The sequence below is a fragment of the Polynucleobacter sp. JS-Safj-400b-B2 genome, from assembly GCF_018881975.1.
In the GTDB taxonomy this organism is placed as follows: Bacteria; Pseudomonadota; Gammaproteobacteria; order Burkholderiales; family Burkholderiaceae; genus Polynucleobacter.
This window is the reverse complement of the sequence record NZ_JACVPJ010000004.1, coordinates 1-13,136: the sequence shown is the minus strand read 5'-3', so window position 1 is coordinate 13,136 and position 13,136 is coordinate 1. Positions and strand designations below refer to the sequence as shown.

The following is a 13,136-nucleotide window of genomic DNA, read 5'->3' as shown; positions in this document are numbered from 1 at the left end:
AATACCTACAGGTAATTATCTTGTCAAGGAAAAGTTACCTTTAGGGAATTTACCTATAAGTAATTACCCCCCAAAATGCAAATCTATGGATAGACGCAAAGCGCTCGAGCTGTTGATTGACGAGAATTACCCTTCGGTTGCCGAATTTGGCAGGGCCGTAGGCTTGGATCCGTCCTATATATCTAGGTGTATGTGGCCAGAGGACAAAAAGGGGTACAAAAAGATTGGCGTAGAGATAATCGACGCAATTGGAGTGGTTCACCCTTTTTGGGACTACGAATACTCCAATAAGGCATTTAATGAAAAATTTGCCAGCATCGCCAAATCCTCCCCGTTGACAGAGGAGCTTTTAGAAATTTTTGAGAACCTGAAGAATTTAGATGACAAAAAGGCAGTTATTGGACTAGCCCACCGATTGGCGGTTACTCAAAAGAAAAGCCCTGGTGATTCACCTGCCGCCACCCCAAAAGCGGCGTAAGGTGGATAAATCCAAGCCCAAGGCGCAACTCTTATTTTTTAGCGAATTCCACTTGGTCCCATAAATACCCTGCGCAAAGGAGAGGTAATGAAAGTTTTTGAATCATTTGAGAAGAAATTTCTTTTTTCAGCAACGCGTGCAATTTTTCTGGTCTTAGTGCTCTTAACCATGCTCGCCTTCATGGTCGGCTCCTATAAGTTTATTGATAGATACCAAGAATCAAGAGTTAGTACAAAAGTCTCCGTCGATAGTGTTTTTTCAGCTATCGAGACTAGCAATAAGAATTCGCCACGACAAGGCGCCGCCACAACCGAGAATCAAGACCTGCCAGAAGATGTGGAATCTGGATTAAAAATCCCAAAAATCATCAAAGAAACGATGACTGGAAGAAATAAGGAAGTTCTTGATGCATGGCTAAATTCACTTGACCCAGAGGATCGTCAGAATTTTATTGACGAAATACATGCCGTCTTTGAAAAGGCGATGGAAAAAGAAAAGGCGCAAGGGAAAGTTCCTAGCGAAAAGCAGGGCATAATTTTTGGTGAGGCGCTCAATAAATATAAAGAGTTAAAGTTTCAAAAAATTGACGATCGCAATTCACAAGAAGCAAAATTTGAATCAAATATGACTTTGTACGCTGGCATTTTTGGTGGTTTTATTGCCATAATTTCACTGCTATCTCTTGTATTGGTGCTGCTTGCCATTGAGCGGAATACAAGAAAACCATCCTGAATATGAATGACGATAAAAACCAATCACTCCAAATAAAACAAGATTCTGCGGCTCGAATCAATCAATTGCTTGAGGCACGAGATGCTAACGAGCAAACATGCCCAATTTGCCAATCTAAAAATAGCTATGTGGTATTGGATAGGTATCTTTTGCTAAACGTAACGGATAGTGGGGACCCTAAAACCGCAAAGGTTGCGGGATCCTTGCCGCTTATTCCTCTAACCTGTAACAAATGTGGGAATACCCAGTTGCTCAATGCCTTTGTTTTGGGCGTTGGTAACGATTTTTTTAAAGGTAATGCAGAATGAGCGTACAAAAACCAAATTTAAGGCTCATTGCCGGAGCAAACAATTCTCTACACGGCGGATCTGAACCGCCATATAATGACCCGATGGAAGCTAGAGTAACCCGAATTGAAACGATCATCCCAACGCTTGCGACTAAAGAAGATTTAGCCAAGGTGGGCGGCGAAATTCGCACCGAAATGCATAAAGAATTCCACGCCATGACTTGGAAGCTCCTAGGTGGAGCCTCTGCCCTTGTCGCTGCGGTCTACTTCATCGCCACTCACGCCAAGTAAAACCTACATTTTCGACTCCTAAACCCGCTACGGCGGGTTTTTTGTTGTCTAAATAAAATGGCGTGCCATTGATGGCGGAAGAAAAAATCACCTCCTAACCCAGTAGACATAAGCCTCAATCATGGCGGAAGGATGGCCTTGATGGATTTAAACGGCATCTTAAAATCCGCAATCGCCCATGCCGATGACGTCGTCATCCGCCATCTTTGTGAGCGCAATATCAACAAAAAAATTAAGTGCACTATGGCTGAGACTTACTGCACTTAACCATTCCAAAACCCAAAAAATCCTGCTACGGCGGGTTTTTTATAGCCCAAATTGCGTACAAGCGCCCTAGCCTCTCAAAAATCCCAAAAAAAAAGCATCAAAACCTCATTAGGGAATCTACTTAGAAAATAATTACCTGTGGGTATTGACTAATACATTACCTGTAGGTAAAGTAGAACCTATCAAGACGTTTTTATGAATTTCAACTGAAGGGGACTTAGTGATGAGATTAGCAGGAATTGACCGCAGTCTAGCCAGCACAGCAGCTGCTCACATGGATGCCGAAGGCGATCGCACCGATGAACACGACAACAAGGTTAGCGAGATAGAGGCTGATTGTTTAGCTGGCAAAGGCACTGATCACCTCGACTTTGAGGACACGATCTATGGGCAACGTAACGCCATTAGCAAGATCTTGGTGGAATACAACCTCATGAAGCGCCCTGCTGACGAGTGCGCCAAAGAGCTTATCGAGCTTTTATCAAAGTTGCACATCGAAGCCGTAGAAAAGTCTGCTGAACACCAAATCATTTGGAGCCGCTAATCATGAAAAAAGGCTTCTATGTCTCCCCTATCGGCCAGCCAATCTTTTGGGTTGATGAACAAGAACATCAAAGCGCGCACAAGCGCACAGATGCCGCATTTAACTGGTCACTTATTGGCGCGGCAGCATTTTTGCTTGTGGTTCAAGTTTTTCACGCAGCTAAGGCGGCGTTATGAGCGTAGAGCCATCAATCATCGTCCGCGCAAGTTCATGGGCAAGTCTTTTTGACTGCGCCTACAAATGGAGCGCTATTCACATCGACGGCATGCGTAATGTCGTTGGATTGAGAGCCGCCCTTGGCACCGCCATTCATGCCGGCACAGCTGTATTTGACCAAGGCCGACTTGATGTTGCCGGCATTAGCGCAGATGACGCAGCTGGTGTTTTTGTAGATAAGTTACGCGATCCTGAGAATGAGTTTGATCCAGGTCGTGATGACATCACCATGCCCGATGCAGAGCGTATTGGCCTATCGCTACTTACCAAGTATTGCCTTGAAGTATCACCGAACTACAACTTTGTAGCGGTTGAAATGGAAACCAAACCTCTTGATATTGATTGCGGAGGTGGTGTCATCGTGCGGCTTACCGGAACCATGGACCGCGCACGCATTCGCAAATCCTCTTGTGGTGTTGGCATTGCCGATATTAAGAGTGGATCTGCCGCAGTTCAAAAGGGCGTTGCCGTTACCAAGGGCCATGGCCCACAAATTGGAACTTACGAGCTTCTGTACGAGCACACCACTGGCGAAGAAATCACTGACATTGCCGAGATTATTGGCTTAAAAACCAAAGGCACGTCTGAGATTGCTACGGCAACACTCGCCAACAGTAAACGCGTAATGATCGGCACCGAAGATCAACCAGGACTCATTGAGTTTGCCGCCGAAATGTTCAAAAGCGGTCGTTTCTACCCAAACCCTAAATCGTTGCTTTGCTCGGAGAAATACTGCCCACGCTTTGCAACTTGCCACTTTCACGATTGAATTTTTTAACCAACTAGAAGGATTAAACACGCCATGACAACATCAAATATTGCAGATTTAAAAAGCAATCAATCACCAGTTCGCCCATTGGCAGAAATGAAGCCAAAAGAGCAAATTGCTTATTTGCTCAAAACCAAGCAAGCAGAAATTGCCAAAATGCTTCCAAAGCACTTAAACGCTGAACGCTTACTAAAGGTGGCTCAAATTGCAGCAACCACTACGCCAGCTTTGGCAAAGTGCGACGTTGCAAGTCTTGTTGGGGCTATCGGTCAGTGCGCTCAGATGGGGTTAGAGCCAAATACCGTATTGGGTCATGCCTATCTTGTGCCATTCAACACTAAGCGCAAAGATGCCAATGGTGTTGAGCGCTGGGTAAATTCTGTCCAAGTAATTATTGGCTACAAAGGCTTGATTGACCTTGCGCGCCGATCCGGTCAGATCGTTAGCATTGCCGCCCACGAGGTTTGCGAAAACGATGTTTTTGAATTGGTCTATGGGCTTGATGAAAAGTTAAACCACACCCCTTCGATGGGTGAACGTGGCGCAATCGTCGGATTTTACGCAGTCGCCAAACTAAAGGATGGCGGTCATTGCTTTGAATTTATGAGCCGTCTGCAGGTTGAGAAAATTCAAGAGGCAGGCGATAAGAAAAATAAATATCCATCAAAAGTTTGGCAAGAGCATTTCACCGAAATGGGTCGAAAAACTGTAATTCGACGCCTAGCCAAGTACCTTCCACTTTCAATTGAATTTCAAACTGCAGTCGCCCTTGATAACGCCGCAGCAGGTGGAAATGATCAAGCGCTTGACACGATTGATGGTGAATTTAACGTAATCCAGGATGGTCAATATGGCGCATATGTTGGCGATGAAGGCGGTCAAGTTGTTGACCCATCAACTGGCGAGATAACCGATCAATCAGGCCAATCAAATAGCAACTGGACTCCATCGTCAGAAGAGCAAGCTGCAATCAAACAGCGCGAATTGCAGGAAGCTGGAATTGCTCCAGAGACAACATCAACCAAGACTCGTAGAGCAGCCGCGAACTTGGAATAACGATCATGGGGCCAATGCAAATCAAAGGGAAGTCCTCCGCTAGTGATCCTAGCGGCCCGATAGTAGTTGCGGCCCCGCCCTATCAACGAGCTGAAAGCGGATGCTGGACAGGAAAGCAAACGGAGGATGGGCAAGCTATATGTGGTTTCTAGAGACCCATGTAGCCCGACACCCCACCGAACAGACGCAGCGAGTAGGTTCACCCAAACACATTAATTAATTTATTAAGGAAATAAAAAATGACCAAAAAATCAACAAACAAAAATCAAGACGATGATGTAAAAAACTTACTCTCAATGACCTCTGACACCGTAGGCCGCGACTTATTGCAAGCCCTCGTTCAAGAAATCAAATTGCTCCCTGATTTATGGGTAAAGCTCTCAAAGAAAAAGCAGGATGACGTGATCGATCGCTTGCGTGATCGTGTTGAAACCAATGTGAAGATGGTGGTTCACCTGATTGCCAGTAACGGCGCAATCAAAGTGGTTGCCGATCTTGAGGGCGTAGCAATTAAAGATGACATCAAGGCCACATTCAAGGTTCACAAAGCCCAAGATATTGAGTCTTTGCAGCACCTATTTGAATCAGTGGGTCAACCTTGCATGCTTGTAGTGGCTGACGTAGATGCTCATACAGGCGGCATGAAAGACATTCAAGGTGAATCAGATCAGCGCGCCATGGACTTGGGTAAGGAATACAACCCCAAGGGCGATGGCGACGGCATGGATGGGGCGTTTAAAGGTGGTGAAGTTGTTGATGTTCAAGCCATCGAGCACAAGCCTTTGGAGGCTGAATTAGATAAGGCTTTCGAAGATGGCTATGAGGCCGCCAGCGAAGATAAAGACCAATCGGCATGCCCAACAATGACCGGAGCATTGTGCATTGAGTGGATCAAAGGCTGGAAATCCTACCAAGAAGAAAACAATACCGACTGGTGGCAAGAAAACGGCAATGATGATGAACTTGGCGGGGAGGCTGCTTAATGAACCTCGCACTTTTTTATGATACAGAGACAACAGGTTTGCCATTGTTCAAAGAGCCATCTGAACATCCTGATCAACCCCATATTGTGCAGTTAGCTGCTTGCGTTGTTGATCTTGATACGCAAGACGTAATCAACAGCATGAACGTGATCATTAAGCCTGCGGACTGGTCTATTCCACCCGAAGTATCTGCCATACATGGCATTACAACTGATCAAGCACTGCAAGTAGGCATTCCCGAGTCAGAAGCTATTAATCAATTCTTAGCTCTTTGGTCTGGTCGCTTACGCATTGGGCATAACGAGCAATTTGATGCCCGAATCATTCGCATTGCATTAAAGCGTTTCAAAAGCGAAGCTACCGCCAATAACTGGAAGTTAGGAATTAGCGCCTGCACCGCTAGATTGGCAACTTCGCCTTGCGCCCTTCCCCCAACCGAAAAGATGCGCGCGGTCGGCAGAAACCATTTCAAGACCCCGAATCTTGCTGAGGCCTACCGCCATTTCATGGGCGCAGAAATGGAAAACGCTCATAACGCTATGGCAGACGTGAACGCCTGCATGAAGGTCTATTTCGCAATCAAGCAATCAGAAGCTGCGGGAGTCCAATAATATGAAACTCACCAACTTAAGTATTCAGAACTTCTTGGGCGCTCAATCGGTTGATGTTGCCCTAAGCAGGCCCATCACGATCTTTGCAGGCAAGAATGGTGCTGGCAAGTCCTCCATTCAAGAGGCGGTTCGCATGGCTTTAACTGGCGAATCCGTCAGGGCAAATTTGAAGAAAGATTATGGCCAGCTCGTAACGGATGGTCATAAGTCTGGGTTTGCAGAAATTGAGATTGATGGCTCCACCCGAGTATTTGTGACTCTGCCCGATGGCAAGACAAATCCACCAACTGAGTACGTTGCACCAGTAGCCCTACCCTACGTCCTTGATGCCCAGCGATTTGCCAAGTTAGCACCAAATGATCGACGCGCATTCTTATTTGGGCTCATGGGCCTATCTGCCAATGGTGCAGAGGTTAAGAAGCGCCTAATAGCCAAGGGTTGTGATGAGCAAAAAGCGGACTCCATCATTCCCATGCTGCGCTCGGGATTTGATGCGGCATGCAAAGAGGCACAAGCCAAGGCGCGTGATGAAAAGGCGGCATGGCGCGCAATTACTGGCGAAACCTATGGGGAGGTCAAGGCTGCTTCATGGTCTGCTGAGAAGCCAGCTTTTGATGCCCAAGAGCTTGCAGATTACGATCGCGAACTGGCTGAGTGTGAAGCTGATCTTGCCACTGAGAATCAACGCATGGGTGCATTGCAAGCAGATGCAACCCGCCATAACACTGCCAAAGCCAAATTACCCGCTTTGCGTGAAAAGGCTGGTAAACGAGATCGTATTGTTGAGAAGCTGTCTCGTGATGAGGCTGAGCTCAATGATTGGCATAGCAAGGTTGAGTTCTTGCGCGACCTAGTAGCCAAAAAGAAAGCCGTATTAAGTCCTCCGGAGAAGTTGCATTGCCCTGATTGCAAACATGAGCTCATGTTGCAAGACGGTCGCTTAATTGGCTGGATTCATTCGGGGCCCAGCAAGGTAATTTCTGATGAAGATGAAAAAAGGCTTCCCGAGTATGAGAATGCATTTAATCTCATGCAAAACACCGTCGCCAACGACAAGCGCGATCTTGCCGAGGCCGAAGAAGCGATCAAGGCAATCGCTGAATTAGAGCTTGCGGCTGAAAAATACCCCTCGGATGAAGATATTAAAAAGTCAGGTGAGGCAATCGACGGCCTAGTTAACGAACGCAAAGAGTGCGCTAAGAAGATCTCAGAATTAAAGGATGTTGAGCGTAAGGCCAAAGAAGCCGAGGGTATTACTGTCAAGGCTAAATCCTTGCACCAGGGCGTTGAGCAATGGTCGGCTATTGCCGATGCGCTTTCTCCAAATGGCATACCAGGCGAAATCCTCTCGGAGGCATTGGAGCCGCTGAATGATCGACTGCACCAATCCTTTAGCGCCACCAAATGGCTAAAGGTTGAGGTTCATAACGATATGAGCATTACTGGCGGGGCACATGATTACGCCCTACTCTCAGAGTCAGAGCAATGGCGAGTTGATGCAATGCTGGCTGAGGCCATTGCTCACCTCTCCAAATTGAAGCTGCTTGCACTCGATCGCTTTGATGTTCTTGACCTTAGCGGTCGCAGTGAATTAATTGAGTGGCTTGATACCTTGGTGGATGCTAACCAGCTTGATAGTGCCTTGATCTTTGGAACGCTCAAATCAGCACCAAGCGGCCTGTCAGAGTCGATTGAGTCATTTTGGATTGAGGCTGGATCGATTGCTCAACTAAAAGAGGCGGCCTAAATGACCAAGGTATATCTAAAGTCACATGAAAAAGCTCAAGCGATCCTTGATTTTCTTAAAGAGCATCCACAGTCATCAGCTAAACAAATTTCAACAGGATTGCAACTTGGTCTATCAACGGTCTACAACACTCTTGATGATCTTGGAGACTTGCTCGATAAAAAGAGTATCAGGACAAGCCACCAACATCGCGCCACTGTATTTAGCGTTAGCAAGAGCGATACGCGGAAAGTTGTTATGGGTAAGGCCGATGGCAAATCCAACGCGCCAAAACCACATCCACTAATGCAGCATCTATATGGCTGTCGCTCCTAATGCAATCCCGCCTTCATTCCTTCATCGAAGCATGGTCAAACACCTTCATTGGCTATTTCGTGAATTTGCTTGTACAGCTAGTGGTGTATCCGCTATATGGCGCCACCTTCACATTTGGTCAAAACATCCAAATAGGCCTAATTTTTATGGGCGTAAGCATTACCCGTTCATACGCATTGCGTAGATTTTTTAACAAGAAAGTGAAGAAATAATCATGGGAAGAAGAAAAGCAAGTGAAGCACCAACCCCTCAGCCAAGAGCCAGGGTCAGGGAGTCAAATTACACGCCCAAACCTCACCCAAGGCAGCGGGATATTGATTCATATAGGTCACTTCCATCATTGGTTACAGGGAGAAGAATATGAGCGACAAATTTACTAAAGCATTTCCAGTTGAAGGCATGGAAGTCGGGTCGGAAGGCATGAACTTGCGTGATTACTTTGCGGCTAAAGCCATTTCATCCGTTTATGAATTCAATATTAAAAATCTCGAACCAATGGCTGATTTTGTGCATTTTTCAGACTTGATGGCAGAAGAGGCTTACATGATCGCAGATGCAATGATGGAGGCTCGTAAGGATGACTAACTATGAAGATGCAGTTCATATGATGCAGGAATTCGGCGGGTCGTTTGTTAGCCTGATAGCTAAAGCCTGGTATGCGGCAGATGAAATTAATAGGAAAAAGTTAGAGGCTTGTTTTTCTGAATATTTTAAATCTTACGAAAGGATGTACATGCGACATTCAAAGAGGGCAAGGCCATGACCACATTCACCAGAGAAGATCGCATTATTGCTCAAGCAAGCGATATGTCGGCGCACATCACAAACGCCAAGAGAATTCTTGATCAAGCCATGGCAATCATTAACTCAGACCCCATCAATGTCGACTGGAAAGCAGTTGAAGACAAGCTCATGGATGCCGATGTAGAGACTTCACAAATTTGGAATATTTACGACAGGATGAAAAATGACTCAAATTAAATTAGAGGTCGGCAAAAGGTATCGAAACCGTGAAGGTGAGATCGTTGAGATAAGAAAATATGACGGCGCATGGCAAGACCCATATTCCGATGGCAGTAAAAGCTATCGCCCAGATGGAAGATTCTCCATTCCAGGCTTTGACCATTGGGATCTTGTGGAAGAGGTCATTGAACCAGCCAAGAAGTCTCACAAGCTATCCGATGATCTAGCTGATGCAGCTGGGATACTGGCGGCGTGGGGACATAGCGAACTAAGCGAGAGGTTGCTTAGAGAGTCAGAGGCTATTTCTAGGTGTGTCAAGCCCGAGCCAAAGCCTGATGTAATTAAAACTTTTGCCCTTGAATCGAATCCTTTGCTTGGATTGCGATTTAATGAGGTGTTTATTGATGAAGGTCAGCCAAAGATTAAAGTAATTTTTGACGGCCAAACAGGATGGCCTAAATCATTAGAGGTGTTGAAATGAGTAAACATACTGCTGGGCCTTGGAGGTATATAGAAGGAATTAGGGGGGAGTTTGTTGTGCTATCGGGAACTCACCCCGATTTGTCCATTGGTGTTGCTGTAACGATGGGTGAAGAAGCCAACGCCAATTTAATAGCCGCTGCACCTGAGCTATTAGAATCTTTAACAGCATTGGTGACGCTGTTTGCCCCACTTGCTGGAGACTCTACTCAAACCTTATGGATAGATAACGCCCGTGCCGCTATCACTAAAGCTAAAGGAGAGCAAGTATGAATAAGCGCAACAAAAACAAACTACAAAAATTTATAGACCGCCTTGAAATTATTGCTTCTGAAATTAGCGACATGGCTGATATTGAAAAGGATGATGATATTCAAGACCATCTTCAGGACGCACACAGCTATATTGACTATTGCATAGACTTTATTGAAGAAGCTATCAAGCCAAATGCTTTGCATACATATAGCGAAGGAATATCGCCAGTTATGGCTGCAACACTTTCTCCTAGAAATTTTGACCCCAAAAAGGAGCAAGCATGACTGAGCGCCCTATCCTTTTCAATGGTGAAATGGTCAGAGCCATTCTAGACGGCACTAAGACGCAGACCAGAAGATGCGTTAAGCCAATCCTTAATAAGGATGGCAACTACATGCATGGAGGCAATGTAGATCTTGCCCATAAGGAAATTTTAGAGTGGCGACTACAAGATGGTCGTTGGTTTGGATTATATGGATACACAACCGCTGCATATGCAGATTGTCCTTATGGTCAAGTAGGGGATCGCTTATGGGTGCGTGAGACATTTATTCAAGGCTGGGAAGATGTAAATGGTGATGGAGAGCCTGATCAATACGATCAAGACGGCAACGAAAACCCAATCAAAACCTTTTACAGAGCTGATGGACACATAGATTGGGAGGTCGATGGCGAATGGTGCAATACACCATGGAAACCATCTATTCACATGCCTCGCAATGCAAGTCGCATCACATTAGAAATTACCAATGTCCGTGTTCAGAGATTGCAGGAAATTTCAGCTAATGATTGCATCGCAGAAGGCATTAAACACTCGCCTGATGTTGATCCATCTCATGAATTCCAAGAACTTTGGGATTCTATCTATAAAAACTGGAGCTCAAACTCTTGGGTGTGGGTTATTGAGTTTAAGAGGGTTGTATGACCGACAAATTAAATAGTGAGCCAGTGGACTCAATGATGAACGCAAATTACTTAGCGACTGCGCTTCACGGCAGAGTCGAAACAAATCGTCTTTATAGCGACCAAAATCTACTAGCCGCCACCATGCTACGCCAGCAACAAGCTGAAATTGAGGCCCCTGGATGTGCAATTTGGAAAACTCCCGAAGAATTTAACCAATACAAAAAAATCATATTGGCTACTGTCGAGTTTTTAAGAAAGGCAAGTGAGAAATGACATTAGAGGATATTGCAAAGAAATTTGGCCTAATTAAAGCCGATCCTTACTATCCGGGCGGCTATGTTGAAAACGATTTTCCACCGGAAGGCTTTATTAAGCTTGAAGCGCTTGCCAAGTTAATTATTGAGGAATGTCATGATCTTTTTATTATTCGAGGCATTGATAATATTGACATTGCCATGGAGCAATTTGGAATTAAGGCGAGTGAAAAGTAATGTTCCTCTCTAAAGAAGAGCTAAAGCAATTTACTGGCTATCAGATAGTGAGCTGTCAGATACGTGCCTTGAAAGCTTTTGGCGTGCCCTTTGCTATTGGTCTGCATGGTCGCCCTGTCGTCTTAAAATCCGAAGTTGAACGGCTGCTTGGGTCAAGTGATGAAAATAAAAACAGAGAACACCCAAAAGAACCTGACTGGAACGCACTAGGCGCTTAATATGGGTCGTAGAAGATCGTCAAACCTCCATTTACCCCCGCGAATGTATCTTAGTCATGGGGCGTATTTCTACGTTACCCGTGAGAATAAGTGGATTCCGCTTGGTAGAGATTTGGATGCAGCCAAGCTGAAATGGTGCGAATTGGATGGGAGCGAACCCCCTACTGGAATGACTGCCCTCATTCATCGTTACATGGTTGAAGTAGCACCGCTAAAGGCTCCTAGAACCTACAAAGACAATAAGACTGAATCTCTTAAATTGCTAGCAGTGTTTGGCAAGATGAACCCGAGGGATGTTAAGCCACACCATGTCGCTAAATATTTGGACTTAAGGGGTAAGGATGCCCCAGTGAGGGCTAATCGCGAGAAAGCCTTGTTGAGTCATGTATTCACTATGGGAATGCGCTGGGGGATAGTTGATTCAAACCCATGCAGAGGTGTTCACAGAAACAAAGAAGTGGATCGAGATAGGTACATTACCGATGATGAGTTCAAAGCGGTCTGGCAAAAGGCCAATCTCACTATTCGATGCTTGATGGATGTAGCCTACTTAACGGCTCAGCGTATTGGAGACTTATTAGACATTAGGATGCGTGACATCACTAAAGATGGGATATTGTTCGATCAGAACAAAACGGGGAAAAAGATATTAATCGGCATGAATTCGGATTTACAGGCCGTTATTGATAGATCTAGGCGCATTCACCCTACTGTCAAGGGCTTGACCTTGTTTCACAACCGCAAGGGCAAACAATACTCATACGATGGTTTTGACTCCATGTGGCAAAGAGCCAAGAAGAAAACCGAGGTCAAAGACTTTCATTTTCACGACATTAGAGCCAAGGCGCTGACCGATGCTAAGCGCGCCGGAATTGATGCTCAGATGCTGGCCGGACACGCTACTGAAGAGATGACGGCGCACTATGTAAAACGGCGAGAAATTGACTCTATAGAGGCCTTAAAAATGCCTAATATTTTGAGAACTGGAACAGAAGAATAAGGGTCTGCGGTCTGCTTATATTAGGCAATTGCACATCTAAAGCATGGGTAAAAAGGTAATCAAAATAAATGCTTGGAATGATTCAGGCGGTTGGGACTGTTAATCCGTAGGTCCCTGGTTCGAGCCCAGGTCGAGGAGCCAAATAAGTAGAAGCCTTCAGAGTTAATAGCCCTGAAGGCTTTTTTACTTTCTAGTCCATAGACAACATATGGACAACATTCACCACATTACGGCAACCATTTAAAAGCCACCTCATTGAGATTAATTGCAACAACTACCTGTGATTTAGTCTTCAGGCACTAAGGCATGGGGGGGTGGGGTAAAACTCCTCTATTGATATAGCTGCATCAGCCAATATTCACAAAAAAGATCTTTTATGAATGAGTGGCAGCTATCGACCTTGATTTCAACCCGTCGATGCAACACACTACAAACTGCGTAAGCGCAAGGAGTGTTGCTCATGAAACAACGACCTCGAATCTATTACACAGCTACCCAGAAGGCTTTAATGTGGGAGCGCTGGAA

At 45.4% G+C, this 13,136-nt stretch carries 24 protein-coding genes; all 24 read left to right on the top strand.

Annotated features, from left to right (window positions below):
- The first annotated feature begins 85 nt into the window (after positions 1-85).
- The 24 genes from ICN48_RS05600 to ICN48_RS05490 all read left to right on the top strand — a co-directional run bounded on the left by ICN48_RS05600 (position 86) and on the right by ICN48_RS05490 (position 12,611).
- Positions 86-478 carry a hypothetical protein gene (locus ICN48_RS05600; RefSeq protein ID WP_216152725.1) on the top strand — a complete coding sequence of 131 codons (393 nt, stop codon included), beginning with the start codon at positions 86-88 and terminating at the stop codon, positions 476-478.
- An 87-nt stretch (positions 479-565) separates the two neighbouring features.
- Positions 566-1,210, top strand: a complete 645-nt coding sequence (locus tag ICN48_RS05595) for a hypothetical protein (RefSeq protein WP_216152724.1) — start codon at positions 566-568, stop codon at positions 1,208-1,210.
- A 2-nt stretch (positions 1,211-1,212) separates the two neighbouring features.
- Positions 1,213-1,518 carry a hypothetical protein gene (locus ICN48_RS05590; protein WP_216152723.1) on the top strand — a complete coding sequence of 102 codons (306 nt, stop codon included), beginning with the start codon at positions 1,213-1,215 and terminating at the stop codon, positions 1,516-1,518.
- On the top strand, positions 1,515-1,790 hold the full coding sequence (locus ICN48_RS05585) for a hypothetical protein (RefSeq protein ID WP_216152722.1): 276 nt from the start codon (positions 1,515-1,517) through the stop codon (positions 1,788-1,790). The genes ICN48_RS05590 and ICN48_RS05585 overlap by 4 nt, the downstream gene beginning before the upstream one ends.
- A gap of 132 nt (positions 1,791-1,922) precedes the next feature.
- Positions 1,923-2,057 (top strand): hypothetical protein, encoded by a 135-nt coding sequence (locus ICN48_RS13840; RefSeq protein ID WP_255539485.1) that lies wholly within the window; start codon positions 1,923-1,925, stop codon positions 2,055-2,057.
- Between the two features lie 223 nt (positions 2,058-2,280).
- On the top strand, positions 2,281-2,601 hold the full coding sequence (locus tag ICN48_RS05580) for a hypothetical protein (protein ID WP_216152721.1): 321 nt from the start codon (positions 2,281-2,283) through the stop codon (positions 2,599-2,601).
- A gap of 2 nt (positions 2,602-2,603) precedes the next feature.
- Positions 2,604-2,777 carry a hypothetical protein gene (locus ICN48_RS05575; RefSeq protein WP_216152720.1) on the top strand — a complete coding sequence of 58 codons (174 nt, stop codon included), beginning with the start codon at positions 2,604-2,606 and terminating at the stop codon, positions 2,775-2,777.
- On the top strand, positions 2,774-3,586 hold the full coding sequence (locus ICN48_RS05570) for a PD-(D/E)XK nuclease family protein (RefSeq protein ID WP_216152719.1): 813 nt from the start codon (positions 2,774-2,776) through the stop codon (positions 3,584-3,586). Before ICN48_RS05575 ends, ICN48_RS05570 begins: the two co-directional genes overlap by 4 nt.
- A 33-nt stretch (positions 3,587-3,619) precedes the next feature.
- Positions 3,620-4,642 (top strand): recombinase RecT, encoded by a 1,023-nt coding sequence (locus ICN48_RS05565; protein WP_255539484.1) that lies wholly within the window; start codon positions 3,620-3,622, stop codon positions 4,640-4,642.
- A 239-nt stretch (positions 4,643-4,881) separates the two neighbouring features.
- Positions 4,882-5,625 carry a ribosome modulation factor gene (locus tag ICN48_RS05560; protein ID WP_255539483.1) on the top strand — a complete coding sequence of 248 codons (744 nt, stop codon included), beginning with the start codon at positions 4,882-4,884 and terminating at the stop codon, positions 5,623-5,625.
- Positions 5,625-6,236, top strand: coding sequence for a 3'-5' exonuclease (locus ICN48_RS05555; RefSeq protein ID WP_216152718.1), 612 nt, complete (start codon positions 5,625-5,627; stop codon positions 6,234-6,236). Before ICN48_RS05560 ends, ICN48_RS05555 begins: the two co-directional genes overlap by 1 nt.
- 1 nt (position 6,237) lies before the next feature.
- The gene (locus ICN48_RS05550; RefSeq protein WP_216152717.1) at positions 6,238-7,983 is read left to right on the top strand and encodes an AAA family ATPase; all 1,746 of its coding nucleotides are present in this window, start codon (positions 6,238-6,240) and stop codon (positions 7,981-7,983) included.
- Positions 7,984-8,298, top strand: coding sequence for a hypothetical protein (locus ICN48_RS05545; RefSeq protein ID WP_216152716.1), 315 nt, complete (start codon positions 7,984-7,986; stop codon positions 8,296-8,298).
- Positions 8,298-8,510, top strand: a complete 213-nt coding sequence (locus tag ICN48_RS05540) for a hypothetical protein (RefSeq protein WP_216152715.1) — start codon at positions 8,298-8,300, stop codon at positions 8,508-8,510. Before ICN48_RS05545 ends, ICN48_RS05540 begins: the two co-directional genes overlap by 1 nt.
- A gap of 148 nt (positions 8,511-8,658) precedes the next feature.
- A complete protein-coding gene (locus tag ICN48_RS05535) occupies positions 8,659-8,883 on the top strand; it encodes a hypothetical protein (protein ID WP_216152714.1) in 225 nt (74 codons plus the stop codon).
- A 174-nt stretch (positions 8,884-9,057) separates the two neighbouring features.
- Positions 9,058-9,279 (top strand): hypothetical protein, encoded by a 222-nt coding sequence (locus ICN48_RS05530; protein ID WP_216152713.1) that lies wholly within the window; start codon positions 9,058-9,060, stop codon positions 9,277-9,279.
- Positions 9,266-9,742 carry a hypothetical protein gene (locus ICN48_RS05525; protein WP_216152712.1) on the top strand — a complete coding sequence of 159 codons (477 nt, stop codon included), beginning with the start codon at positions 9,266-9,268 and terminating at the stop codon, positions 9,740-9,742. The genes ICN48_RS05530 and ICN48_RS05525 overlap by 14 nt, the downstream gene beginning before the upstream one ends.
- A complete protein-coding gene (locus ICN48_RS05520) occupies positions 9,739-10,014 on the top strand; it encodes a hypothetical protein (RefSeq protein WP_216152711.1) in 276 nt (91 codons plus the stop codon). The genes ICN48_RS05525 and ICN48_RS05520 overlap by 4 nt, the downstream gene beginning before the upstream one ends.
- Complete coding sequence (locus tag ICN48_RS05515; protein WP_216152710.1) at positions 10,011-10,280, top strand: hypothetical protein; 270 nt, start codon at positions 10,011-10,013, stop codon at positions 10,278-10,280. The genes ICN48_RS05520 and ICN48_RS05515 overlap by 4 nt, the downstream gene beginning before the upstream one ends.
- A complete protein-coding gene (locus ICN48_RS05510) occupies positions 10,277-10,921 on the top strand; it encodes a hypothetical protein (protein WP_216152709.1) in 645 nt (214 codons plus the stop codon). The genes ICN48_RS05515 and ICN48_RS05510 overlap by 4 nt, the downstream gene beginning before the upstream one ends.
- Entirely contained in the window at positions 10,918-11,175 is a 258-nt protein-coding gene (locus tag ICN48_RS05505) for a hypothetical protein (protein WP_216152708.1), read from the top strand. The genes ICN48_RS05510 and ICN48_RS05505 overlap by 4 nt, the downstream gene beginning before the upstream one ends.
- Positions 11,172-11,393, top strand: a complete 222-nt coding sequence (locus tag ICN48_RS05500; protein ID WP_216152707.1) for a hypothetical protein — start codon at positions 11,172-11,174, stop codon at positions 11,391-11,393. Before ICN48_RS05505 ends, ICN48_RS05500 begins: the two co-directional genes overlap by 4 nt.
- The gene (locus tag ICN48_RS05495) at positions 11,393-11,611 is read left to right on the top strand and encodes a DUF4224 domain-containing protein (RefSeq protein ID WP_216152706.1); all 219 of its coding nucleotides are present in this window, start codon (positions 11,393-11,395) and stop codon (positions 11,609-11,611) included. Before ICN48_RS05500 ends, ICN48_RS05495 begins: the two co-directional genes overlap by 1 nt.
- 1 nt (position 11,612) lies before the next feature.
- The gene (locus ICN48_RS05490; RefSeq protein ID WP_216152705.1) at positions 11,613-12,611 is read left to right on the top strand and encodes a tyrosine-type recombinase/integrase; all 999 of its coding nucleotides are present in this window, start codon (positions 11,613-11,615) and stop codon (positions 12,609-12,611) included.
- The last annotated feature ends 525 nt before the right edge of the window (positions 12,612-13,136 follow it).

What these genes read in the sequence shown, in the direction of transcription:
- ICN48_RS05585 (WP_216152722.1), top strand. Translation starts at nt 1,515, where the DNA reads ATGAGCGTACAAAAACCAAATTTAAGGCTCATTGCCGGAGCAAACAAT.
- ICN48_RS05510 (WP_216152709.1), top strand. Translation starts at nt 10,277, where the DNA reads ATGACTGAGCGCCCTATCCTTTTCAATGGTGAAATGGTCAGAGCCATT.
- ICN48_RS05515 (WP_216152710.1), top strand. Translation starts at nt 10,011, where the DNA reads ATGAATAAGCGCAACAAAAACAAACTACAAAAATTTATAGACCGCCTT.
- ICN48_RS05590 (WP_216152723.1), top strand. Translation starts at nt 1,213, where the DNA reads ATGAATGACGATAAAAACCAATCACTCCAAATAAAACAAGATTCTGCG.
- ICN48_RS05600 (WP_216152725.1), top strand. Translation starts at nt 86, where the DNA reads ATGGATAGACGCAAAGCGCTCGAGCTGTTGATTGACGAGAATTACCCT.
- ICN48_RS05520 (WP_216152711.1), top strand. Translation starts at nt 9,739, where the DNA reads ATGAGTAAACATACTGCTGGGCCTTGGAGGTATATAGAAGGAATTAGG.
- ICN48_RS05570 (WP_216152719.1), top strand. Translation starts at nt 2,774, where the DNA reads ATGAGCGTAGAGCCATCAATCATCGTCCGCGCAAGTTCATGGGCAAGT.
- ICN48_RS05540 (WP_216152715.1), top strand. Translation starts at nt 8,298, where the DNA reads ATGCAATCCCGCCTTCATTCCTTCATCGAAGCATGGTCAAACACCTTC.
- ICN48_RS05550 (WP_216152717.1), top strand. Translation starts at nt 6,238, where the DNA reads ATGAAACTCACCAACTTAAGTATTCAGAACTTCTTGGGCGCTCAATCG.
- ICN48_RS05500 (WP_216152707.1), top strand. Translation starts at nt 11,172, where the DNA reads ATGACATTAGAGGATATTGCAAAGAAATTTGGCCTAATTAAAGCCGAT.
- ICN48_RS05525 (WP_216152712.1), top strand. Translation starts at nt 9,266, where the DNA reads ATGACTCAAATTAAATTAGAGGTCGGCAAAAGGTATCGAAACCGTGAA.
- ICN48_RS05580 (WP_216152721.1), top strand. Translation starts at nt 2,281, where the DNA reads ATGAGATTAGCAGGAATTGACCGCAGTCTAGCCAGCACAGCAGCTGCT.
- ICN48_RS05560 (WP_255539483.1), top strand. Translation starts at nt 4,882, where the DNA reads ATGACCAAAAAATCAACAAACAAAAATCAAGACGATGATGTAAAAAAC.
- ICN48_RS05565 (WP_255539484.1), top strand. Translation starts at nt 3,620, where the DNA reads ATGACAACATCAAATATTGCAGATTTAAAAAGCAATCAATCACCAGTT.
- ICN48_RS13840 (WP_255539485.1), top strand. Translation starts at nt 1,923, where the DNA reads ATGGCCTTGATGGATTTAAACGGCATCTTAAAATCCGCAATCGCCCAT.
- ICN48_RS05530 (WP_216152713.1), top strand. Translation starts at nt 9,058, where the DNA reads ATGACCACATTCACCAGAGAAGATCGCATTATTGCTCAAGCAAGCGAT.
- ICN48_RS05555 (WP_216152718.1), top strand. Translation starts at nt 5,625, where the DNA reads ATGAACCTCGCACTTTTTTATGATACAGAGACAACAGGTTTGCCATTG.
- ICN48_RS05595 (WP_216152724.1), top strand. Translation starts at nt 566, where the DNA reads ATGAAAGTTTTTGAATCATTTGAGAAGAAATTTCTTTTTTCAGCAACG.
- ICN48_RS05545 (WP_216152716.1), top strand. Translation starts at nt 7,984, where the DNA reads ATGACCAAGGTATATCTAAAGTCACATGAAAAAGCTCAAGCGATCCTT.
- ICN48_RS05505 (WP_216152708.1), top strand. Translation starts at nt 10,918, where the DNA reads ATGACCGACAAATTAAATAGTGAGCCAGTGGACTCAATGATGAACGCA.
- ICN48_RS05490 (WP_216152705.1), top strand. Translation starts at nt 11,613, where the DNA reads ATGGGTCGTAGAAGATCGTCAAACCTCCATTTACCCCCGCGAATGTAT.
- ICN48_RS05495 (WP_216152706.1), top strand. Translation starts at nt 11,393, where the DNA reads ATGTTCCTCTCTAAAGAAGAGCTAAAGCAATTTACTGGCTATCAGATA.
- ICN48_RS05535 (WP_216152714.1), top strand. Translation starts at nt 8,659, where the DNA reads ATGAGCGACAAATTTACTAAAGCATTTCCAGTTGAAGGCATGGAAGTC.
- ICN48_RS05575 (WP_216152720.1), top strand. Translation starts at nt 2,604, where the DNA reads ATGAAAAAAGGCTTCTATGTCTCCCCTATCGGCCAGCCAATCTTTTGG.